This is a genomic window from Dorea sp. AM13-35 (assembly GCF_003473885.1).
Classification (GTDB): Bacteria; Bacillota; Clostridia; order Lachnospirales; family Lachnospiraceae; genus Dorea_D; species Dorea_D hominis.
The window spans coordinates 22,155-46,264 of sequence record NZ_QUCZ01000001.1 but is presented as its reverse complement, the minus strand read 5'-3'; the positions used below and the strand labels follow the sequence as shown (position 1 = coordinate 46,264).

General features: G+C 41.6%; 21 protein-coding genes, 1 other RNA gene and 1 other annotated feature. Of the genes, 1 reads left to right on the top strand and 21 read right to left on the bottom strand.

The genetic code is table 11. The annotated features are described in order from the left end of the window. Positions 1 to 7 precede the first annotated feature (7 nt). The 7 genes from DW152_RS00225 to ptsP (DW152_RS00195) form a co-directional block, all read right to left on the bottom strand. Complete coding sequence (locus DW152_RS00225; RefSeq protein ID WP_021861267.1) at positions 8 to 1,390, bottom strand: NCS2 family permease; 1,383 nt, start codon at positions 1,388 to 1,390, stop codon at positions 8 to 10. Between the two features lie 167 nt (positions 1,391 to 1,557). Further along, a complete protein-coding gene (gene ptsP, locus DW152_RS00220; RefSeq protein ID WP_117538273.1) occupies positions 1,558 to 3,180 on the bottom strand; it encodes a phosphoenolpyruvate--protein phosphotransferase in 1,623 nt (540 codons plus the stop codon). A 16-nt stretch (positions 3,181 to 3,196) separates the two neighbouring features. Then, positions 3,197 to 3,454 (bottom strand): HPr family phosphocarrier protein, encoded by a 258-nt coding sequence (locus DW152_RS00215; protein ID WP_021861265.1) that lies wholly within the window; start codon positions 3,452 to 3,454, stop codon positions 3,197 to 3,199. A 76-nt stretch (positions 3,455 to 3,530) separates the two neighbouring features. Further along, on the bottom strand, positions 3,531 to 5,468 hold the full coding sequence (locus DW152_RS00210) for a PTS fructose transporter subunit IIABC (protein WP_117538272.1): 1,938 nt from the start codon (positions 5,466 to 5,468) through the stop codon (positions 3,531 to 3,533). A gap of 11 nt (positions 5,469 to 5,479) precedes the next feature. Beyond that, a complete protein-coding gene (gene pfkB, locus DW152_RS00205; protein WP_118287721.1) occupies positions 5,480 to 6,400 on the bottom strand; it encodes a 1-phosphofructokinase in 921 nt (306 codons plus the stop codon). Further along, positions 6,397 to 7,146, bottom strand: a complete 750-nt coding sequence (locus DW152_RS00200; RefSeq protein ID WP_118287914.1) for a DeoR/GlpR family DNA-binding transcription regulator — start codon at positions 7,144 to 7,146, stop codon at positions 6,397 to 6,399. Before DW152_RS00200 ends, pfkB begins: the two co-directional genes overlap by 4 nt. Before the next feature lie 209 nt (positions 7,147 to 7,355). Then, the gene (gene ptsP / locus DW152_RS00195; RefSeq protein ID WP_021861261.1) at positions 7,356 to 8,981 is read right to left on the bottom strand and encodes a phosphoenolpyruvate--protein phosphotransferase; all 1,626 of its coding nucleotides are present in this window, start codon (positions 8,979 to 8,981) and stop codon (positions 7,356 to 7,358) included. A gap of 253 nt (positions 8,982 to 9,234) precedes the next feature. Here ptsP (DW152_RS00195) and DW152_RS00190 point away from each other — a divergent pair, with 253 nt between their 5' ends. Then, the gene (locus DW152_RS00190) at positions 9,235 to 9,432 is read left to right on the top strand and encodes a cold-shock protein (RefSeq protein WP_021861260.1); all 198 of its coding nucleotides are present in this window, start codon (positions 9,235 to 9,237) and stop codon (positions 9,430 to 9,432) included. Between the two features lie 191 nt (positions 9,433 to 9,623). Here DW152_RS00190 and DW152_RS00185 read toward each other — a convergent pair whose 3' ends face one another. The 14 genes from DW152_RS00185 to DW152_RS00120 form a co-directional block, all read right to left on the bottom strand. After that, the gene (locus DW152_RS00185; protein ID WP_021861259.1) at positions 9,624 to 10,364 is read right to left on the bottom strand and encodes an SseB family protein; all 741 of its coding nucleotides are present in this window, start codon (positions 10,362 to 10,364) and stop codon (positions 9,624 to 9,626) included. Between the two features lie 32 nt (positions 10,365 to 10,396). Continuing rightward, positions 10,397 to 11,212 carry a YitT family protein gene (locus DW152_RS00180; protein WP_442873188.1) on the bottom strand — a complete coding sequence of 272 codons (816 nt, stop codon included), beginning with the start codon at positions 11,210 to 11,212 and terminating at the stop codon, positions 10,397 to 10,399. 126 nt (positions 11,213 to 11,338) lie between these two features. Next, a complete protein-coding gene (locus DW152_RS00175) occupies positions 11,339 to 12,016 on the bottom strand; it encodes a hypothetical protein (RefSeq protein ID WP_021861257.1) in 678 nt (225 codons plus the stop codon). Between the two features lie 8 nt (positions 12,017 to 12,024). After that, positions 12,025 to 12,792, bottom strand: coding sequence for a hypothetical protein (locus tag DW152_RS00170; protein WP_117538270.1), 768 nt, complete (start codon positions 12,790 to 12,792; stop codon positions 12,025 to 12,027). A 27-nt stretch (positions 12,793 to 12,819) separates the two neighbouring features. Continuing rightward, positions 12,820 to 13,845, bottom strand: a complete 1,026-nt coding sequence (gene queA / locus DW152_RS00165) for a tRNA preQ1(34) S-adenosylmethionine ribosyltransferase-isomerase QueA (RefSeq protein ID WP_021861255.1) — start codon at positions 13,843 to 13,845, stop codon at positions 12,820 to 12,822. Beyond that, on the bottom strand, positions 13,820 to 14,335 hold the full coding sequence (locus tag DW152_RS00160; protein ID WP_118287719.1) for an RDD family protein: 516 nt from the start codon (positions 14,333 to 14,335) through the stop codon (positions 13,820 to 13,822). Before DW152_RS00160 ends, queA begins: the two co-directional genes overlap by 26 nt. Further along, complete coding sequence (gene sppA, locus DW152_RS00155) at positions 14,316 to 15,302, bottom strand: signal peptide peptidase SppA (RefSeq protein WP_118287718.1); 987 nt, start codon at positions 15,300 to 15,302, stop codon at positions 14,316 to 14,318. Before sppA ends, DW152_RS00160 begins: the two co-directional genes overlap by 20 nt. Before the next feature lie 36 nt (positions 15,303 to 15,338). Further along, positions 15,339 to 17,759 (bottom strand): phenylalanine--tRNA ligase subunit beta, encoded by a 2,421-nt coding sequence (gene pheT / locus DW152_RS00150; RefSeq protein ID WP_118287717.1) that lies wholly within the window; start codon positions 17,757 to 17,759, stop codon positions 15,339 to 15,341. Between the two features lie 33 nt (positions 17,760 to 17,792). Continuing rightward, entirely contained in the window at positions 17,793 to 18,812 is a 1,020-nt protein-coding gene (gene pheS / locus DW152_RS00145; protein WP_021861251.1) for a phenylalanine--tRNA ligase subunit alpha, read from the bottom strand. 110 nt (positions 18,813 to 18,922) lie between these two features. Beyond that, positions 18,923 to 19,164, bottom strand: a binding site (T-box leader). A gap of 61 nt (positions 19,165 to 19,225) precedes the next feature. Beyond that, positions 19,226 to 20,053, bottom strand: coding sequence for a YihY/virulence factor BrkB family protein (locus tag DW152_RS00140; RefSeq protein WP_118287716.1), 828 nt, complete (start codon positions 20,051 to 20,053; stop codon positions 19,226 to 19,228). Between the two features lie 113 nt (positions 20,054 to 20,166). Next, entirely contained in the window at positions 20,167 to 21,522 is a 1,356-nt protein-coding gene (locus tag DW152_RS00135; protein ID WP_226976529.1) for a SpoIID/LytB domain-containing protein, read from the bottom strand. 155 nt (positions 21,523 to 21,677) lie between these two features. Next, a non-coding RNA gene (gene ssrS / locus DW152_RS00130) (6S RNA) lies at positions 21,678 to 21,861 on the bottom strand. 47 nt (positions 21,862 to 21,908) lie between these two features. After that, positions 21,909 to 23,513, bottom strand: coding sequence for a phosphoenolpyruvate carboxykinase (ATP) (pckA, locus tag DW152_RS00125; RefSeq protein ID WP_118287715.1), 1,605 nt, complete (start codon positions 23,511 to 23,513; stop codon positions 21,909 to 21,911). A 217-nt stretch (positions 23,514 to 23,730) separates the two neighbouring features. Beyond that, complete coding sequence (locus tag DW152_RS00120) at positions 23,731 to 24,072, bottom strand: hypothetical protein (protein WP_021861247.1); 342 nt, start codon at positions 24,070 to 24,072, stop codon at positions 23,731 to 23,733. Positions 24,073 to 24,110 lie beyond the last annotated feature (38 nt).

Here is a 24,110-nt window from a genome sequence, read left to right as displayed (position 1 = left end):
CTTTCTTTTACAGGAAGATATATTTTAATACAAATAAAACTGCAAGCACATACATCAGTGCACTGATTTTCTTCTCTTTTGCCTTACCTGTCAGAAGATTTAATACTACATATGTGATAACCCCCATAGAGATTCCTTCGGAAATGCTGTAGAAGAACGGCATAGCTCCGATACAGATGTAACATGGAATTGCTTCAGAAACATCTGAGAAATCAATATTTACAACGTTTGTCAGCATATAGAATCCAACGATGACAAGTGCCGGTGCTGTTGCAAAGGATGGGATGGCAAGGAAGATCGGTGACAGGAACAGTGACAGTCCGAAAAGGATTGCTGTTGTAACTGCTGTGAGTCCGGTTCTTCCGCCTTCTGTAACACCGGATGCACTTTCAACGAAAGTTGTTGTTGTAGAAGTACCAAGAACAGCTCCTGCTGTTGTTGCTACCGCATCTGCCATTAATGCCCCTTTGATATGTGGCAGTTTTCCATCTTCATCCAGCATGTTTGCTTTGGAAGATACACCAATCAGAGTTCCGATCGTATCAAACATATCTACAAACAGGAAGGCAAATACAACCACAATAAAGTTCAGTGAAAACATAGAATGGAAATCCAGCTTTGCAAATACCGGAGCAATACTTGGAATAGAAAGTCCGTTGCTGAAATCAGGAAGCAGACTGTAGAATCCAACATCCGGATTCGGTACATAGATTCCTGCGAACTGACATCCGATTCCTAACAGCCATGTGATCAAGATTCCCCATAAAATATTTCCCTTGATATTTCTTATAACTAAGATTCCTGTGATCAGAATACCGATAATTGCAAGAAGTACTGTGATTCCTACATCATGGAAAGTAGCTTTTACGCCATTTGCCGCATTGTAGTTATCCAGTGAATATAACTGAAGCAGTGTAGATCCTCCGATTACAATCTTAGCATTTTGTAAACCGATAAATGCGATGAACAGACCGATACCTACGCTGACTGCAGCTTTTAAGTTCTTCGGAATTGCATTGAAAATTGCTTCACGGACATTTGTTGCAGACAGAATAATAAAGATAATACCTTCTGCAAATACTGCTGTTAATGCAACTTTCCAGCTGTATCCGTAGACGCCTACAACTGTATATGCAAAATATGCATTCAGTCCCATACCTGGTGCAAGTGCAAACGGATAGTTTGCAAATACCGCCATCAGGACTGTGCCAAGTAATGCTGCCAGTGCTGTTGCTGTAAAGACTGCACCTGAATCCATACCTGCTGCTGACATAATACTTGGATTAACTGCAAGAATATATGCCATTGTCATAAATGTTGTGATTCCGGCAATAACTTCTGTCTTCACATCTGTGCCGTTCTCACGTAGTTTGAAAACTTTTTCTAACATGTGTTTTCCTCCTTGTCCTCTCATTAATTTACAAACATAGTTTCCCAGGTAACAATAACAGTTTCATTCTAACAAAATAGAGCCATAAAGTAAATGGCTCTATTTCTTGAAAACACTTTTTCATCTATATTATTTTTAGGAGGGGTTTATATTTTTTTATTTTGCTTCTAATCTGCTTCTCTTATTCGTTTGCGGAGCGGGAGAATCATTCCCGGTGCAACGGATAATTCATCAATTCCCATCTCAAGGAATGTCTCTGTCAGACTTAAGTCTGCTCCGAGTTCTCCGCAGATTCCAATCCATTTTCCTTCTGCATGTGCATTTTCTGCTGCCATACGGATCATAGATAATACTGCCGGATGATGGGAATCATAAAACGGTTCCAGCTTCTGATTCTGACGGTCGATCGCCAATGTATACTGTGTCAGGTCATTTGTTCCGACACTAAAGAAATCCACTTCTTTTGCAAGGTCACGACTTACCATGACTGCTGCCGGTGTCTCGATCATAACACCAAGTTCAACATTCTCGCGGAAATCAATTCCTTCTTCCTTAAGTTCCTGCTTTACTTCCTCAATAATCTTTTTGATCTGCTTTACTTCATCTACAGATATGATCATTGGGAACATGATTGCAATCTGACCGTAAGCCGATGCACGATACAGCGCACGGAGCTGTGTCTTAAAAATCTCCTGTCTTGTCAGGCAGATACGAATCGCACGATATCCAAGTGCCGGATTTTCTTCTTTATCCAGTCCGAAATAATCTACCTGCTTGTCGGCTCCTATATCAAGCGTACGGATAATGACACGTTTTCCTGCCATATTTTCCGCAACCTGTTTGTATACCTTAAACTGCTCTTCCTCAGTCGGGAAAGTTTCACTTTCCAGATATAAGAACTCACTTCGGAACAGCCCAATACCGCCTGCATCGTTTTTAAGAACAGCACCAACATCTGAAAGATTTCCGATATTGGCATATACCATTACTTTCTGACCGCTTTTCGTAATATTTTCTTTACCCTTAAGCTGCTCCAATAGTGCTTTCTGCTCCTGATCTTCTTTTTGTTTCTCGCGCATACGCGTAAATGTCTCTTTATCCGGATCGATGTAGATTACACCTTCCATTCCGTCTACGATTGCTTCTTTTCCGTCATATTCCTTTTTCAGGTCTTCTCCGATGCCAATCACTGCCGGAATGTTCATCGTTCTTGCCAAAATTGCAGTATGTGAATTTGCAGAACCGAACATTGTAATAAAAGAAAGAACTTTTTCTTTATCCAGCTGTACTGTCTCGCTTGGGACAAGATCATCTGCTGCAATGATCACCGGTTCATTCATTTCCATGGATGCACTGTTCTGGTCACTTAAAACCTGGATCAGACGTTCGGATACATCTTTTACATCCGCTGCACGTCCCTGCATATATGCATCATCCATCGCCGCAAACATTGCCGCAAAATTATCGGCTGTTGTCGCAACTGCATATTCTGCATTCACTTCCTGAGAAGTAATAATATTTACAATAGACTCTACATAGTCTAGATCTTCCAGCATCATCTGGTGAATTTCAAAAATCATGGCATTTGTCTCGCCAACGTCATCCAGGGCCTTGTCATGTAATTCCTGAAGCTGTGAGACTGCTTTTTCTTTTGCAGCCTCAAAACGCTTCACTTCCTGTTCGGTATCTTCTACACGGCTCCGCTTGATCTGGATTTCATTTCTTTTGTAAAATGCGATTTTTCCAATCGCAATTCCTCCAAATACACTTTTTCCTGATAAAGTAATCATAGCCTTCTACCTCTTCTTACAGGTTCTCTTTGAAAAACTGTTCCATTCCTTCGATTGCTTCTGCTTCGTCAGCACCTTCTGCTGTCATGAAGATTTCTTCTCCGTTTTTCACTCCAAGTCCCATAACACCGAAGATTCTCTTAGCGTCTGCGCTCTTTTCACCTTTGCCGATCATAATTGTTGATGCATAGGAGGCTGCCTTCTTTACTAAAAGTCCTGCCGGTCTTGCATGGATTCCTTCTGGATCTGTGATTACATACTTAAATTCTTTCATTTTTTTGTTCTCCTTTTCTCTTTATTATAATTTTTTGTTACTTACAACTAAAATACTTCTATATCAATTAATTAACTTATTTTGTCTGATCTGTCAATGGTTTCTTCAACAGTACAATTCCTGCCATCGTTATAATAGAGCCAATAACAAGTGCCAGTAAAAACATCGGTGCATGTTCCATAATACCAACTACGAAAATTCCTCCGTGAGGTGCTCGGGAACCGCATCCAAATGCCATAGATAATGCTCCTGCTACAGCAGAACCGACTACGCAAGGTGGGATGATACGAAGCGGATCGGATGCTGCAAATGGAATGGCACCTTCTGTAATAAAGGATAATCCCATGATGTAGTTTGTAATACTTGTCTGCTGTTCGCTCTTTGTAAATCTGCTCTTGAAAAATGTTGTTGCAAGTGCGATTCCGATTGGCGGAGTCATTCCTCCGATCATAACCGCTGCCATAATATCAAACTGTCCGCTTCCGATCGCCGCAGTACCAAATACATACGCTGCTTTGTTAAACGGCCCTCCGAAATCAATGGACATCATTCCTCCGAGAAGTGCTCCCAAAAGAACTTTGCTGGATTCTCCCATTCCTGCCAGTCCGTTGTAAAGCCATGTGTTAAATGCTCCAACCGGCGGATTTACGAGAAAGATCATGATTGCACCCATTGCCAGAATTCCAAAGAATGGATATAACAGAACCGGTTTGGTCCCTTCCAGTGCTTTTGGAAGTTTCTCCAGCAGTTTTTTAATCAGCAACATCAGATATCCTGCTACAAAACCTGCGATCAGTGCTCCGAAAAATCCGGATGAGATCCATTTCTCTTCCGGAAGGAAGATAGAGGTTCCTGCTTTTGCGAGCAGACCACCGACAATACCTGGCATTAGTGCCGGTCTGTCTCCGATCGCCATTGCGATATATCCCGCAAGTACCGGGAACATCATTCCAAAGGATGTATTTCCTACTGTATTCAGGAAATGTGCCAATGGAGTTCCGTTACCAAAGGTATCTGTTCCGGCGTTTCCGGCATCTACCAGGAAAGAAAGTGCGATCAGAATACCGCCGCCGATGACGAACGGAAGCATATGGGAGACACCATTCATCAAACTCTTGTAGATCTTACGTCCAAGGCTCTCACCTTCACTGCTCATGGAAGCTTCTTCGCCACCTTTGTTGTGATAAACCGGAACTCCGCCACTCATTGCCTTTGTGATAAGCTCTTCTGCTTTGCTGATTCCGTTTGCTACCTTCGTCATGATTACCGGTTTACCAGCGAATCTTGCCATTCTGACATCTTTATCTGCTGCAATGATGATACAGTCACATGCTGCGATTTCTTCTGCAGTCAACACGTTCTTATCTCCACCGGAACCATTTGTCTCAACTTTGATCGTATACCCCATCTCTTTTGCTTTATTCTCCAGACTCTCCGCTGCCATGTATGTGTGTGCGATTCCAGTCGGACATGCCGTAACTGCAAGGATCTGGTAGCCTGTTTTTTCTGCCGGTTTTTCTTCCCGCTTTTCTTCCTGTTCTGCTTCATCCGGAAATTTTGCTTTTTCTGCTGCATCAATATATCCAAGAAATTCCTCTACTGACTCTGCACTCTGCAGATTCGCGCGGAAGTCATCATCCATCAGAAGCATGGACAGACGACTCAGTACTTCCAGATGTACATTATCTTCTGTGTTCGGTGCCGCGATCAGGAAAATAAGATGTACCGGTTCTCCGTCCAGCGAATCATAATCCACACCATCTTTTACAACCATTGCTGCAAGTCCGGGCTTCGCTACTGCATCTGTCTTCGCATGCGGAATCGCAATTCCTTCACCGATACCGGTTGTTCCTTCTTCTTCTCTTAAGAAAACTCCTTCCTTATAACGCTCCACATCTGTGATGTTTCCTCCAGCTGCCATCAGAGAAACCATTTTCTCAATCGTCTCTTTCTTATCTGAGACAGTTCCGTTCAGATCAATACTTTCTTTTTTCAGCAAGTCTACGATCTTCATCTTTCTTCCTCCTATAATCCATAAGTTTCTGGTTTATCTTCCATCAATGCAACGATATCTTCTTTTGTCGCCAGCCAGTATTGAAAAGCTGTCGCACTTCCAGTCACAACACCAAGCCGGAATGCTTTTTCATATTCTCCGGTATTCAAATATCCGGTCAAAAATCCTGCCACCATAGAATCTCCTGCTCCCACTGAGTTCAGAACTTTTCCTTTTGGTGGTTTTGCTTTATATATAATGCCATCTTCTGTCAAGAGAATGGCGCCGTCACCTGCCATGGATACGAGTACATTTTCTGCTCCCATCTCCTGCAGTTTCTTCGCATAAGCCACAATCTCGTCCCTGGTCTTTAATGTCACTCCGAACATTTCGCCAAGTTCATGATTGTTTGGCTTGATCAGGAACGGATGATACTTTAATACTTTCAGGAGAAGATCCTTCGTCGCATCCACAACAAAATGAATTCCTCTTCCCTGTAAATGTTCCAGGATCCGTTCATAAATATCTGACGGAAGTGTATTCGGGATACTTCCCGCAAGTACGAGTATATCTTCTTCTTTTAATGCATCCAGCTGTTCAAACAATGCACTCTGCGCTTCTTCTGTGATCACCGGCCCCTGTCCGTTGATCTCTGTCTCTTCGCCTGCATTAATCTTCACATTGATTCTTGTGGAACCTTCCGGGAGTCTTATAAATGCAGTATCACATCCAAATTCCTTCAGCATATTTTCTAATGCCTCTCCTGTAAAACCAGCGGTAAAGCCAAGCACTTTACTGGAGTGTCCCAGATTCGACAGGATTACGGAAACATTATTTCCTTTGCCCCCCGGATAAACAGCCTCATGTGTTGTCCGGTTGATCTCACCCGGCACAAGCTTATCCACCTGGATCACATAATCCAGAGAGGGGTTAAAAGTAACTGTGTAAATCATGCCTCAACCTCCATAATATTTTTATATTTTTTATATTTTTCATCTGCTATTCCTATTGTGAGCAGCTTTGCGTCTTCAAATGCAGAAAAAGTAACCGATGAGATCTGATTGATCTTCGTCGCGTCCGCAAGAACAAAACATTCACGGCACTGCTCCATTGCTTTTTCTTTTACCATTGCTTCAGCAATATCCGGTGTGGTATATCCTGCATCCGGATGTACACCGTTTGTTCCGAAGAAACCTTTCGTAAAATTATATTTACGAAGTCCGGAAATGGCATCGGCTCCGACGATTGCTTCTGTTATCGCTTTCAGCTCTCCACCGATCAGAATGACACGAAAGCCTTTCTGCAGCAGCTTTTGTGCATGGCCAATGGAATTCGTTACATAGACTGCATCTGCCTGTGTCAGATAATCAATCATTATATCCACGCTACTTCCGGCATCCAGGTATACAAAATCATCTGCCTGAACAAGTGTCGCCGCATATTTGCCAATTTTCTGCTTTACTTCACGGTTCAGGTCTCTTCGTACAGACAACGCCGCATCCTTTGTTGTATATCCAGATTCTACTGCGGTTGCGCCACCATGTACTTTCACCAGCTCGCCCCGCTTATGAAGTGTTGCCAGATCTCTTCGTATTGTAGATTCCGAAGTGTCCAGAAGTTCTGTCAGTTCCTGGACTGTAACCGCATGTTCTTCATTTACAACACGAAGGATTTCGCTATATCTTTCTTCTGCAAGCATTCTCTTCATCCTTTCATTTTCAATCACTTTCATTCATCTTCATTCATCTTTATGCTTATACTACAATCATTTTCAGTCAAAGTCAATCATTTTCAGTCAAAAATAATCATCAAAAAAGGACCTTTATCTTCGTACAAACTGCACAAAAAACAAAAATCCTTTTATAACATCTATATATTTTTAACTGCTACGCTCCTGGCAATCATAAACTACTGGATCTCGCGGATCTTCTTACGAAGCGCCAGTACCTGCCCCGGTGCTACTGATAATTCATCAATGCCAATCTGCAGGAAAAATTCTGTCAATGACAGATCTGCCGCCATATCTCCGCAGATACTGATTGGCTTTTCTTCCAGATGAACGTTATTAGCTACAATACGCAGCATCTTAAGTATCGCCGGATGGTGCGGATCAAAATATTTCTCCATCCGCTCATTCTCACGATCCATTCCGAGTGTGAATTGCAGCAGATCATTCGTTCCGATACTAAAGAAATCAACCTCTCTTGCAAGTTCTCCGCTAATCATGACTGCCGCCGGTGTCTCTATCATTACGCCGACCTGGATTTCTTTATTATAAGCGGTCTTCTCGGCACTCAGCTCTTTTTTCGCTCTCTCTAACAGAAGCTTTGCACTTCTTACTTCTTCCACAGTAGAGATCATTGGAAACATAATTGCAACATTACCATATACAGAAGCTCTTAAAATTGCACGGAGCTGCGTCTTAAACATATCTTCTTTCTCCAGCGATACTCTGATTCCACGGTAACCCATGGACGGATTCTTCTCCGGTCCGATTTCAAAGCATGCCGCCTGCTTCTCTCCGCCAAGATCTGCTGTACGGATCACAACTCGCTTGATCCCCATTGATTCTGCTGCCAGCTTATATGTCTGGAACTGCTGCTCTTCTGTTGGCAGCTTTCCACCATTCTCCATATACAGGAACTCACTTCTGAACAGCCCGATTCCACCGGCGTCACTTCGGATTACATTCTCAATATCCTCTCTGTTACCGATATTCGCACAGATATCAATTTTCTGACCGCTCTGTGTAATATTCTCTTTTCCTTTCAGCCGTTCCAGATTCCGCGTCTTCTCATGGTTGGCGTCCTGTCGCTTCTTCATCTGCGTGATCGTTGTATAATCCGGCTCGATGTAAACCTTTCCTTCAAATCCGTCAATGATGATCGTCTTTCCATCGTACTCTTTCTTCAGCGCATCACCCAGTCCGATGACTGCCGGGATTCCTTTTGTACGGGCAATCACTGCCGTATGGGAATTGATCGTTCCATAACGCGTCACAAAACCAAGTACCTTGGACTTCTCTAACTGCATTGCCTCACTTGGATAAAGCTCTGATGCAGCCAGAATAAATGGTTCATCTGAAAGCAGACGATCCTTCCAGCTTCTGGACAGAATCCGGATCAGGCGGATCGCCACATCGCGAATATCTGCATCATGCCCTTTCAGGTAATTCTTATCTTCTTCCGGTCCGTTCTTGATCAGTTCTTCAGCTGCATGGGAGACTGCAAATTCTGCATTCAGCTTCTCTTCCAGAATGATATTCGTAATCTTTCCGACAAATTCCTCGTCCTCTAAAATCTGCTGCTGCATTTCGAAAATAGCTGCATTCGCCTCTCCCACTTCTTTGATAGAAGAAGTATGCATCACTTTCAGTTCCATAAATGCCTTATCTTTGGCTTTTTGAAAACGGGCAACTTCTTTTTCAATATCTTTTACATAAATCCGTTTGATTTCTTTAATATCACGTTTATATAAAGAAAGCTTTCCGATTGCGATCCCTTCTGAAATTTTCTTCCCCGTTAATGTAATCATACTATTATATCCTCACTTCTTCGAAATATTTGCGTAAAATCTCCTAAATATACTTTACACGTTCCATACTCTTTCGTCAAGGAAAGGATACCGGCAAATGTCGAAACGCGCTGTTGCTTTTGTGTAAAATCGCCAAAAGCCCTTTCGTTTTTGTTGACTTCTTTATCAAAACATGTTAAAGTAACGGAGTGTAATCTTGGCTGACATCAGATTACACTGGATCTATTATTTTTCATTTTATGGAGGTATCATCATGAAAGGTACAGTAAAATGGTTTAACAACCAAAAAGGCTATGGTTTCATCTCTGATGAATCCGGCAAAGACGTTTTCGTACACTACTCAGGACTGAACATGGAAGGCTTCAAGTCTCTTGAAGAAGGACAGGAAGTTGAGTTTGATGTAACAGAAGGCGCCAAGGGACCTCAGGCAGTGAACGTAACGAAGCTCTAAGAGCCAGATTTAATCGAAATTTAGATGTACCTTTTAACTATATAAAGTAACTGGATTTTAGATATTTAAAAGTAATACACGAAAAATGAGATTAAGACAGCGAAGGCGGACAGTTTCCACTGTCCGCCTTTTTGTTGCCATAGCATCCGAAAGAATCTGCCAGTGGCAGGTTCTGTAGGTTATGTCATCATTTATTCTTCTTCACTTGCTGTAGATTTTGAAATATCAAGCAGCACATTTACTCCAAATGGATTGATCGCTACACCTTCCATCCCATCCGGGAGCTGCTTTGCTACCGTCTCTGCATCCATGATCAATGCTCTGTATTTCTGTTCCTTATCAAACTTTACAAATTCCATCAGATCTGTAAAGATTGGCTGATATACTTTTCCACTTGTTCTGCGAAGTGCCGGAATCTGATTGTCTTCCTGTACTGCAACCAGATATTTTCCTTCATAGAAATGCGCCATCATCTCTTCATTCAACGCATCCATCTCTTCTGTCATCTCTTCCGGATTTCGGCGAAGCTCCTGTACAAAATAAAGCGCTGTCAGGTGAAGTTCCGGATTCTCAATTCTCGGTTCATCCTCCGGAAGATCCTCTTCTGCTGTTCTTATAACCAGATCATTTAACTGTACCTGCACTTTCTCTTCACCGGTACAAACCAGAATACAGTTTACTCCCATCGGAAACAGACCTGTGAAAAATTCCAGTCTGTGTTCCTTCTTCACATTTACAAGTCTTACCGGAATTTTGGCATCCAACATTCTGTCTGCCTGTTTTTTTGCTTCTTCTTCACTATCAAATAAGATCACTTCATCATCATAAGTCTCCGGATCACAGTAGACAAATGGCATATTCGTACAAGCCGAATATATGACATATATATCTTCTGCCTCTCTTAACATCTCCAGCACGTCCATCTTTTCCATTTTTTATTTCCTCTTCCTTTCTTCCGCCTCTTTTAAAACGATCTGACTTTCGGTCGATAGCGCATATCTGCCACTGTGTAAACCGTAACAAAAGCTTCCGGATCTTTGTGGATAATGTAATTCATTAGTTTCTGATACTCGTTTTTATCCACAATTGTAATGATTTCTCTGTATTTTTCCATATTATATGCACCGATTGCTTCATAGAATGTCGCACCACTGTGCAATTCATGCAGGATAAACTCCCGCACTTCCTGTTCATATTTTGTAATGATGCAAACACGACGTTTCACATTCTGTCCAAATATAAAATGATCCAGCACAATTCCGTTGAAGTATGTACCCAGTATACTCAAAACAACTGCTTTCTTATCATAGATCAGCGCTGAAGAAAGCGCTACACACATCCCGGAAATGGACATTGCCTTTCCCAGTTCAATATGCAGATACTTGTTCATCATCTTCGCTACGATATCCAATCCACCGGAAGATGCATTCATATTGAACAAAATGCCGAGTCCGATACTTACAACTAAAATATAACATAACACATCCAGTTCCGTACTTTCTGTCAGAGACTGAAAATCCGGAAAAATTTTCTCAAAGACTGCCAAATAAAGCGGCAGTAAAATACTGGTATATACTGTCTTCGCGCCAAATTCTTTCCCACAGGTCAGAAATCCGATCACCAGCAGAACTACATTCAGGATCATGGTAACACTCGATACCGGAAGCGGCACATAATGCGCAAGAATGATCGCCAGCGCCGATATACTGCTGATTGATGTCCGGCTCGGAATCAGGAAAAAGTAAACAGCCGATGCAATGATTCCCACGGCAACCGACATAACTGCAACTTCTTTCACATTCTCAAACGTGCAGCATATTTTCTTTTTTTCGTTCATACTCTTATCCCCACTTTTTTGAAAACTCCTCATCAAGCATACAAAAAAACAGAGAAGAAAGCAATCCTTTTATCGAAAATATTTTGTCAACCCATTGTCCTTAAAAAACACGACAACTTCTTTGTCATGAAGTCCGGTTCCTTTATCAACATAAATCTTATTTCCGTCTATGTTAATATTGATATCCAGATTCTGTCCAAAAGACTCTTCATAAATAACAGTTATTGACACCACATCCGAAGATTCTCCGTTCTTCCGGTAATTCTTCTCAAGCTTTCTCTGCTCGTTTTCAGAAACCGGTTTTAACTGTTTACATAAGCGGATGATCTCTTTCGTTTCATTTTCATCGTATTTTTCATTTAATTTTTCATCGGATGTTTTATAGAAAAAATGATCCAGCACCGCTCTGTCTTCCATGGCAGATGCCGTAAAATTACAATTTACAAAATATCCTGCAACAATCAAAGCCGTAAGGCATCCCCCTACAGCCAGCGCTGATACTGTTTTCTTAAAATCTGTTCTTTTAATAAGAAGCCGAATCGTTATCACCAGAGTCAGTACCAGCACCGTGAAAGCAAGATTCATATAACTGACCGGCTGATTTGCCGAACTGACAAACGGATTCCCATATCTCAGCATAAAACGTCCAAAAGTATCCGATAACAGATAGGAACAACTATATACAACCAAAAATGTAAGCGTCAAAAAAGTAATCTGCTCTTTTTTATTCTCTCTTTCTCGTATCATACTTTCTCCTACAGTTTCCGGAATTCCGGAATATCACCGGATATCTTATACTGTTTTACATAGTTTGCAAATTTCTTATCTACATGATAAATTGTAATGTCATTTATCACAATATAACATTTTTGCGGATTTACATAAGCATCTGTAAATCTTGTCTTATTCCCCATAATAAGCCCGATTTCTATCTCATCCTCATAATTTCTTGTGATTCTCGGATCCTTTTTCAGACCTTTCTGTAAACTATCTTTCAAAGTTTGCGCTGATTTTCCCGAAAATTCCTCACTGATCATCTGGGAACTCTGAAATACAAATGTATTGATGCCTTTCAGCTCTCCACAATCACTGACTGCCTTTTTATTAATGCCATAAGTCAGACAGATCAGCATTGCGATCACAATAATATTTCCATAAAGAAAGTGTGTATATCTCTGCAACGTAAATATTTTCTTATCTCCTGTAAAATACGCAAAGGACCCCACCAGAAATAAACCAATCAGCATAGGTGTGATCCATCTTGCCATCCCTGTGGCAATCAGACTGTGTGGAAAAAAATCCGTATTCAGATTCGCCAGAGTCTCTTCTGCGTCTGCCGCATCTGTTCCAATCATAAACTGATAGATTGCTTCACTGATCTTGTATGGAAGCCCCAGTATTCCTTTTGTTATAAAAAATGTATCTTTCTCATAAAGGTGGCTGAATAATCCGATCAGAACTCCTGCTGTACAGAAAAGCGCTACTCGGTTCGATCCCTTTTTGCCACTTATTATCTGCTGCATCTTTTCTCCCTTCTTTATGTATCCATTTTACTGGATAAACATCGCATCCCCAAACGAAAAAAATCGATATCTCTCTTTCACTGCCTCTTCATATGCCGCAAGGACATGCTCTCTTCCGGCAAGTGCTGATACAAGCATTACCAGCGTAGACTCCGGCAAATGGAAATTCGTGATCAGGCAGTCTAAAACCTTGAACTTATATCCCGGATAGATAAAAATCTCTGTCCAGCCGCTACATGCTTTTAAATGCCCGTCTTCATCTGCCGCGGATTCGATCGTACGGCAACTTGTCGTTCCGACACAAATTACTCTTCCGCCGTTTTCTTTTGCATGATTGATCTTCTGTGCTGCTTCTTCTGTAATCTGGAAAAATTCCGAATGCATATGATGTTCTGTGATCTCATCTACCTTCACCGGTCGGAAAGTTCCAAGCCCGACATGCAATGTCACACTTGCGATATCCACGCCTTTCTTCTTAATCGCTTCCAGAAGCTCCGGTGTAAAATGCAGTCCTGCTGTCGGCGCTGCTGCCGAGCCGTTATGCTTCGCATAAACAGTCTGATAACGATTCTTATCCTCCAGTTGATGTGTGATGTAAGGAGGAAGCGGCATCTGGCCAAGCTGGTCAAGGATCTCTTCAAAAATCCCGTCATAAGTAAACCGGATCAGACGATTTCCCTCCTCTACAATATCTACAACTTCTCCGATCAAAAGTCCGTCACCGAAGCTGATCTTCGCTCCGACTTTTGCCTTTTTCCCCGGTTTTACAAGTGTCTCCCAGGTGTTGTCGCTTTTTCTTTTTAATAATAAAATCTCAATCTTTGCATTTGTTCCTACTTTGGAACCAATCAGCCTTGCCGGAATTACCTTCGTGTCATTGATAACCAGACAGTCTCCCTCATGCAGATAGTCAATAATCTCTTTAAATACATGATGGGAAACAGCCCCAGACTTCTTGTCAAGGACAAGCAGCCTGGAGCTGGAACGATCCTCAAGCGGATCCTGTGCAATCAATTCTTCCGGCAGATCATAATAAAAATCCTGTGTTTTCATTTTCTATATGAATCTCCTTTATTTTCTTTGCATATACAACTCTCGTATCACTGAGTCTGTCATGCAGTCCACATTTCTGCTGATCCAATCCTGCCAGCAGATAGCCAAATCCTAACGATACGTGGCACAGAAATCGTCCTATGGTCTCTCTGTACACAATATCGAACAGACCTAATCTTTCTTCTTTTGCACTTACAACCTTAAGATGGAATATGCGCTTTCCAAAAGTTGTTCCGGTTTCGTAAGTACATATAATAAAATATAACACCTGACAAATATAAAGTGCAATATCTTTTAAGGAATATTGAAACAAAACATTCGTATTCAATATGTTAATCTCAAGAAGCCCTAATACAAATGAAGCAAGCGCCAATACCAGACGGACTCCGATAAGTCCAAAAAAGATAATCATATGATCCAGCACATATGCAGCAAACCTTACCCAGAATCCTGCGTATTCCAGATTTTCACTATTGCAATCCCTCTGCATAATACATCAATCCTCCGCTTTTACATTCTTCGGCAGTCTCTTTCAATACCTGTGCCTCTGACTTTGGAACCAGACTTCCTGCTTTCGCAAATAGTTCATCCAGCAGGTTCGTCTTACGCTCCGGCTCATAGAATTCATCCGTCTTAAGTTTGTCACTCATTTCATCCTGCATCTCATCATAACTGCTGATTTTATCGATCAGACCATTATTTTTTGCCTGCGTTGCTGTGTAAGTTCTTCCATCAGCCAGCTTTTTCACCTGTTCTTTGGACATTTTTCTTCCGTCAGCTACTTTGGATACAAACGCTTCGTAACACTCATCTACCTGTGACTGGTATATCTTCACCTGCTCTTTTGTCAGTCTGCTGGAATCTTTATTCTTACCGCTCGTAATACTCACATAGCGGATGCCCAGTTTCTTGTATAAGCCTGTCAGGTCATAACCGGACATAATAACTCCGATGGAACCGGTCACTGTATTCTTATTTGCATAGATTTTATCTGATGATACAGAAGCCATATAACCTCCCGAAGCAGCATAATGTGCCATATAAGTCCAGATTGGCTGTTTGGTTATCTTCTTGTATTCCATCAGTTTGTCATACAATTCTTCCGATTCGTAGACTGCTCCACCCGGCGAATCTACATAAAGCAAAATTCCTTTATTATTTTCGTCATCCATAAGTTCATCCAGATACTCCATTGTCGTATCATGCTGATAACCACTGTTCTGTCCGCTCAGAATATCTGTCGTGTCTGATGCCTGTTCCTGAATCGTTCCCTGCACTTTCACAACTGCAATGTAATCGTCATCCGGTGGATCAAAATTACTGCCACCTGCAAGGATCTCTTCTGCTGCATCCCCTATAATACTTTCTGCCGCTGTATTTACAAATACACTGATCACTCCGATCACAGCGAACAGAAGACCTGCTATAAGCAGGCCTATGATCTGTTTCTTTTTCATTTTGGAAATTACCTTTCCTTTCTGTGAATGAACTGTTTATTTACGAAGTTCGATTCCAAGCGCTTCCAGTCCTTCCAAAATCTTGTTCATAGCACTTGTAATCTCTGCCTCTTCCAGTGTCTTATCCTTTGCACGGAATACGATAGAATATGCTACGGACTTAAAGCCTTTCTTAATCTGTTCTCCTTCGTAAATATCAAACAGTGCATAGCTCTCCAAATAAGCGCCACCCTTCTTCTCGATAACTTCTTCTACCTGTCCGACAAGAATCTCTTTCGGCATTACCATACTAATATCTCTGGTAACTGCCGGGAATTTGGCAATTCCCGTATATTTTCTGTCAAAGGTTGCCTTCTTCACAATCTCCGGCATATCAATAACAGCAATGTAAGCTCTTGTTCCGATTCCGTAATTGTCTGCAACATCCGGATGTACTTCTCCTAAATATCCGACAACTGTTCCATCATAAATGATATTTGCCTGACGTCCCGGATGCAGATATGTCTTTCCGGCATTCGGATCGTAAGTTTCTTTTTTATGAAGTCCTACTTTTTCAAAGAACTCTTCTACAACACCTTTCATGCTGAAGAAATCTCCGTCTCCATACATTCCAAGTGTAAACTGCATACGCTCTTCCGGCAGTTCTGTAAGTGGCAGAGCCTTTGGCAGATATACATTACCAAGCTCATATAATCTTACATTTTTATTTCTTCTGTTGTAGTTTGTTGCAAGAGAAGTCAGCATACCATTTAAGGATGTTGTTCTCATTACGCTGTAATCTTCTCCCAGCGGATTCACAATGTCAACTGTCTGGCGAAGCGGTGAATCCTCCGGCAACAGTAATTTATCAAATACCTTCGGGCTTTCAAATGAATAAGTCATTCCCTGGCTGAATCCACAGAACTCCGCGATATCACGCGCAATCTCTTCCACTCTCAGCTTGAATGATAATTTACCTGTTGTTGCCTCTCCTCTCGGAAGTGTTGTCGGGATATTATCATATCCATAGAATCTTGCAACTTCTTCTGCAAGGTCAGCCATGCGGAACAGGTCATGACGGAAAGTCGGAGCGATCACTTCTCTCTTCTCTTTGTCATATTCCAGATCAATCTTCTTGAAGTATCCGAGCATATCTTCTTCTGCGATCTCTGTTCCAAGCAGATTGTTGATTGCTTCCGGATCAAATGGCACACGTACCGGCTCTTTCTTCTTTCCATATACATCTACCATACCGCCGACAACTTCTCCGGCTCCCATCTCTTCAATGAGCTGGCATGCACGGTCGATTGCAGCCTGTGCATTGTTCGGATCCAGACCTTTTTCGAATTTACCGGAAGCATCTGTACGAAGTCCGACTCTCTTGCTTGATTTGCGGATGTTTGTTCCGTCAAAACATGCTGCTTCAAAAAGCATTGTCTTTACATTGTCTGTGATCATGGAGTTCTCACCACCCATGATTCCGGCAATACCGATAGATTTCTCGCCGTCGCAAATCATCAGAACGTCTTCATCCATCTGTCTTTCCTGTCCATCCAGTGTTGTAAATTTCTCATCTGCTTCTGCAGTACGGACAATAATCTCATGATTGGCAATCGTGTCCAGATCATAAGCATGCATTGGCTGTCCGTATTCTTCCATTACATAGTTTGTAATATCTACGAGGTTATTGATCGGACGGATTCCTACGGAAGCCAGTCTTCTCTGCATCCATTCCGGTGACGGTGCAATCTTAATATTCTTTACAACTCTTGCACAGTATCTCGGGCAGAGGTCTGTATTTTTTACAGTAACTTTGATGTAATCATTGACATCTTCGTCATTTCCTGTTGCTATTACAACCGGCGGGCAAAATTCTTTGCGGAAAGTTGCTGCCGCTTCTCTTGCAATACCAACAACACTGTAGCAGTCTACACGGTTTGATGTGATCTCATATTCAAATACAACATCGTGCAGTCCCAGTACTTCAATGGCATCTGCTCCGACTTCTGTATCTTCCGGGAAAATATAGATTCCGTATTCCGGTGCATCCGGATACATGTCACGGTTTGATCCCAGCTCTTCGATCGAGCACATCATACCGTTACTCTCTACCCCACGTAATTTGCCTTTTTTGATCTTGATTCCACCGGCAACTCTCTGTCCCGGCTCATGTCCGCCTGCAACACGTCCGCCGTCCAGAACAACCGGTACTTTGTCACCTTCTTTTACATTCGGTGCACCCGTTACGATCTGAATGGATTCTGTTCCGATATTTACCTGACAGATAATCAGCTTGTCAGCATCCGGATGCTTCTCGATCTTATCAATCTGTCCGACTACGATCTTGTCCAGATCTGCATCCATCTTTTCAAATCCTTCTACTTTTGTTCCGGTCAGTGTCATTGCATCGGTATATTCCTGTGCTGTCACGTCAAGATCCGGAACATATGCTTTTATCCATGATAATGATGTATTCATCTTATTACTCCTTTCGCGTCCTTCATCTATCGTTTAAAACTGTTTTAAGAATCGGATATCATTTTCATATAACAGTCTCATGTCATCAATTTCGTATTTTAACAGTGCAATACGTTCCAGACCTACACCAAATGCAAATCCTGTATATTCATCCGGATCAATTCCACACATTTCCAGTACATGTGGATGTACCATACCACAGCCAAGAATCTCAATCCATCCGGATCCTTTACAGAAACGGCATCCTTTTCCGCCGCATTTGAAGCAGGTAACATCAACTTCTGCACTTGGCTCTGTAAATGGAAAATGATGCGGACGGAATTTCGTCTTTGTCTCTGGTCCGAATAACTCTTTTGCAAATACTTCCAGTGTACCTTTCAGGTCTGCGAAAGAAATATTTTTGTCAATAACAAGTCCTTCGATCTGATGGAAAGAAGGAGAATGTGTTGCATCTACTTCGTCAGAACGGAATACACGTCCCGGTGCGATCATACGGATTGGGAGTTTTCCCTGTTCCATTACTCGTGCCTGTACCGGCGATGTCTGGGTACGAAGTACGATATCTTTATTAATATAGAATGTATCCTGCTCATCTTTTGCCGGATGATCTGCCGGAATATTCAGTTTTTCAAAGTTGTACAGATCGTATTCTACTTCCGGTCCTTCTACAACTTCATATCCCATACCAACGAAAATTCTCTCTACTTCTTCCAGTGCAATCGTGTTCGGATGTCTGTGTCCGACCATATTCTTCTTGGACGGCAGTGTTACATCGATTACTTCCTGTTTCATCTTCTCTTCACGGATCGCACGCTCCATTTTGCTCTTGCTTTCCTCTAATATCTTCTCAATTGCTTCTCTTGTCTCATTGACCATCTGACCAACCTTCGGTCTGTCTTCTTTGGCAACATCTTTCATACTCTTTAATACGGCTGTCAGCTCTCCCTTTTTACCAAGGAATTTTACGCGGACATCATTCAGTTTTTCAGGCATATCTGCCTGTTCGATTGCTTTTAATGCTTCTTCTCTGATGGCTTTAAGCTTCTCCTGCATCTCTTTTCTCCCTTTCTTCATCAATATATCTGTCCATATTCAGACACCTGCAGAACCTGCCGACGGCAACTTCATCCAGATGCTGTGGCAATAAAAAAAGAACTTCATCCCCTAGGGACGAGGTTCTACCCGTGGTACCACCCTGATTCCTGCAGCATATTACTTGCGGCAGGCACTTATCTTCTGCGTAACGTGCAGGTTACGTTTTCTCTTACTTACAGATTATCTCCGTTTCAAAGAAACAGCTTACGTGGGAAATTCAATCCTTATCTGAACCGAAGAAGACTTCCAGCCTGCGATCTTCTCTCTCTGTCGGAAAATAATTCTCTACTTACACGGTCATTGCTTTTTCCAAAAATAGATTGAGTTCTAATACTTCATTATTGTATCATACAGCCCGGAGATGTCAAGTTCTATTCTCCAAAAATCTCATCTGATACCATCACATTCACTACACCGCCAAGCAGAATCGTATACATACAAAAATACATCCAAAGCATAATCAACACGATTGTTGTCAGACTTCCGTACATATCCGAAAATCCCTGAAATACATCTACATACACAGAAAAAATCCAGGATATGATCATCCAGCCGATTGCTGCAAATACCGCACCCGGAATCTGTCTTTTTAAATTTGTCCTGCGGTTTGGCAGAAACTTATAGATCAAAAGGAAGAATATCATCAATGTGATAGGCGTAATGATCGTACGCGTCTTAATCAGCCAGTCAGCAATCTGTTTCATGATCGTTACATGATTTGTGATAAATATATTTATTGTATTACCAAACACAGACAACAGCAGCAGGAATATGATCACGATCAGGAACATCACTGTATAGATCGTTGCCCGCAGACGGAGATAAAAATAGTTACGTGTCTCATGGCATTTGTAAATGCAGTTCAGTCCGGAAGACATCGCAAGTACACCTTTTCCTGCTGACCAGAGCGCTACAACTACCGTGATCGGGATGATGCTCATTGACTGGTTGTAAACCTGATTCACGATCGATGTGATCAGTGTCTCCACAGATGACGGGAACACCTGGATCACTGCCGCCATAACATCTGCTTTCGTCACTGGTGTATAACGCACCAGTGTCAGAAGAAGCAGAATGATCGGAATCAGACACAGCATAAAAAAGTATGCCGACTGTGCAGCATACGCACCTACATGATCATGGGATATATCTGTTGTTATCTGTATTATTTTTGAACTGATTTCTTTTATTTTCTTCATAGTTCTCTCCTGACATTCGCACCCCATTTTAACTGATTTCATGCGCTTTGTCTACGATTATCTGTCTTTTATCGTACCGGCAGACATTTTCTTAGATGTTTTTCTTCATATTATTAATTTTCTACCGTAATGTCAGAATAAAACAGTTTCAATATTTCTTTGTAAGTTTTCCCCTGTTTTGCCATTTCATTGGCTCCTGTCTGGCTCATTCCGATTCCATGTCCGAATCCGCCTCCCCGGATGTGGATCTGGCTCTTTTTTTTCGTAATTGTAATAAACGCACTTGGAAGCAATGTTCGAAACTTCACCTTACTTCCGTCCTGCTTCCGGATATCATAATCTCCCGCAAGCGCTGACCGGATTTTATTCTCTGTTTTTATAGTCAGATTTCCTTTGTCTCCCTTTACTTTAAGTTCCAGCGCTACTTTTCCCGGACCTCTTTTTGAAATATATATCTTGCGGATACTTCCGACATCTTTTCCGGTATTTTTATAAAGAATCGTTGACAATCTTGCTGCCGTTACGTCCACTGTCCACCGGTACCATGGAAGATTTTTCTCATAATCCCCATTTTTTCCACTGACTCTGACGGATTTCAGATAGCCGGTAGCTGCTGATGAAGTGCTTCCCCACGCTGCAGTTGTCGTCGTTCTTCCGGAAGATGTCGAATAATAGTATGTTGTTGCAATTTTCCCTTTATACTTTGCAGTTTCTCCGGCTGTCTGCCTGACCGCTTTCACAGCAGAATCCGCCTGCTTTGAATTGCCATATACCTGATAATCTGTACTGTCATTGACATGCGCCCGGTATTTCGGATAAGCATAGTTCTCCATCTGCCGGTAAGCATAGCTTCTCGCGCAGACAGCCTGCGCTTTTAATGCTTCCAGTTTATATGACACCGGCATCTCGCTCGGAACAACCGCACAGAGATAATCTTCTACCGTAAGTTCATTGATCAGTGCGATCTTCTTTCCGGCAGGCTTAAGTTCCAGTGTCCCGCTGTAAGACGGCGTTCCATAACCTCTTCGTATGCTCTTAACCTGTACCGTACCTTTTCTTGCACGAATTTTTATTGTATGTTTTTTCAGTCGCCGATTTGAAGCTTTTATCGTCACAGTTTTTCCGGCAGGTACGGAAACTTTTTTCGCTCCTATTCTTAATATCAAGCCTTCTTTTCCCGAAACTTTCACTTCCGTATGAAACGCCCGGGTATATCCTGTTGTCATCAGGAGAACACGGATCTTTGGATTCTTTTTCGCTATTTTCGTATTATCCGTCTGTTTTTTTGACACATCTTTTTCATATGTATTGTTGTATGTCTGTTTCTGCCTGTCACTTTCACGTACTTGTCTTCTCCTCGCTACTTCCGGCAGTTTTCCACTGAGTAACACAATAAAAAAAGCGGCAATGAGAATACAGCCACACAAACGAATACTCTTTTGATGTTTTCTGTTTTTCTGACATTTCAACTGAATCCCTCCATATACATTCGTAACATTCGTAAAGCCACACGTTTCTTGTACTTTTCGCTGCATTAACAGCTCCTTTTTGTTCACATATGGATAAAAAGAAGATGCCGCATCGGATTATCACTAATCGTTCTGCGGCATCTGCCTTATCTTCTGTATTCCCCAAAATGCCGGTTTCTGTATTTTGACTCCTAGCCATCCGCTAGGTGGGTGTCCGCATCTGCTTTTCTGCCTTCCCCTGCATAAATGAGGGCTTGACATATTACAGAGATAATAAGAGTCCCGTTTAAAGTATTGTAGGTTCAAAATAACAGAAGTTATCGAACATTTCAGGTTTCCAACTGAGATTATTATACTCCAATAATCTCTATTTTACAACTGTTTTCTTATAACTGTGGTCCGGCAGATACAAGTGCCTTACCATCTTCGTTACCTTCATATTTAGCAAAGTTCTTAACAAATCTTCCTGCGAGGTCTTTTGCCTTTGTCTCCCACTCTGTTGCATCGGCATAAGTATCTCTTGGATCAAGGATTCCTGTATCAACGCCCGGAAGCTCTGTCGGAACTTCGAAGTTGAAGTATGGAATTGTCTTTGTCGGTGCATTCTTAATATCTCCGCTTAAGATTGCATCAATGATTCCACGAGTATCTTTGATAGAGATACGTTTTCCTGTTCCATTCCATCCTGTATTAACAAGATATGCTTTTGCTCCGTTAGCTTTCATCTTTTTAACTAATTCGTGAGCATATTTTGTCGGATGCAACTCCAAGAATGCCTGTCCGAAACAAGCTGAGAATGTCGGTGTAGGCTCTGTGATTCCACGCTCTGTTCCTGCAAGTTTTGCTGTAAATCCTGACAGGAAGTAATATTCTGTCTGTTCCGGAGTTAATACAGATACCGGAGGAAGTACTCCAAATGCATCTGCTGACAGGAAGATTACATTCTTAGCTGCCGGTGCTGCTGATATCGGACGTACGATCTTCTCAATGTGATCGATTGGGTAAGATACACGCGTATTCTCTGTCACGCTCTTATCTGCGAAATCAATCTTACCATCTTTGTCCAGTGTGACATTTTCAAGAAGTGCGTTACGTTTGATTGCATTGTAAATGTCCGGCTCAGACTCTTTATCCAGGTTGATAACTTTTGCGTAACATCCACCTTCAAAGTTAAATACTCCATTATCATCCCATCCGTGCTCGTCATCACCGATCAGAAGTCTCTTCGGATCAGTAGAAAGCGTTGTCTTACCTGTTCCGGAAAGTCCGAAGAAGATTGCTGTATTCTCTCCGTTCATATCTGTGTTTGCTGAGCAGTGCATAGATGCAATACCTTTTAATGGCAGATAGTAGTTCATCATAGAGAACATACCTTTCTTCATCTCTCCACCATACCATGTATTGATGATTACCTGCTCACGGCTTGTGATGTTGAATACTACTGCTGTCTCAGAATTCAGTCCTAATTCTTTGTAGTTCTCAACTTTTGCTTTTGACGCATTGTAAACAACGAAGTCCGGCTCAAAATCCTTCAGTTCTTCTTCTGTTGGTTTGATAAACATATTTGTTACAAAATGTGCCTGCCATGCAACTTCTACGATAAAGCGGATTGCCATACGTGTATCTTTGTTTGCACCGCAGAATGCATCTACAACATAAAGTTTCTTGTCGGAAAGTTCTTTCTGTGCAATCTCTTTTACAGCTTTCCATGTCTCTTCTGATGCCGGGTGGTTATCATTTTTATACTCATCAGAGGTCCACCATACCGTATCTTTGGAATTTTCATCCATTACGATATATTTATCTTTTGGCGAACGACCGGTATAGATACCTGTCATTACATTCACTGCTCCGAGTTCGCTCTCCTGTCCTTTTTCATAACCTTCAAGTTCAGGTTTTGTTTCTTCTTCAAATAACATCTCATAAGAAGGATTATAAACAATCTCTGTAGTTCCTGTAATTCCATACTTGCTTAAATCGATTTTTGCCATTTTACATTAACCTCTTTTCTTCATTATTTACATTGTCCTGTCTGTGCACGACAACATTTGCTCCTATTATCTCATTTATTTCAAAAAAAGTCAAGACTTTAACAATCTTTTTTCGAAAGTTTTAGACATTTTTTATGCATTTATCTTCCTTTTTTCGTTAAATCCTTGTCTATGGTATTCAAAAAATGCAAGATTGCATGCGCAATCTTGCATTTCCTTATGCTTTAAAATATTTATTATTGATTTTTTTAATCATTACAGCGTAAATCACAAGCGCAACGATCGTAATGGTCATGAAAACATAAAATACCGTCTTCGCTTCTCCGATATAAGTGTTATAAAGATCGGAAGCACCATATAAAGTTGCTGCAATACCAAGTATTAAAAGTGGCGGCAATGCCTCCTTACAGTATCCATCCAGATCTTTGCACTTTTTAATATTCACGTTTTTCGGAAGTAAGATCGTCCGGTTGATCTCATGTTTGAATCTCAGCATGTAACATCCATACAGACAATACAATCCGAGTCCCAGACCTATTACTCCAAATACACCTTCCATTCTTCGTTATCCTCCGTATCTCCTGTATTTCTCTTCTT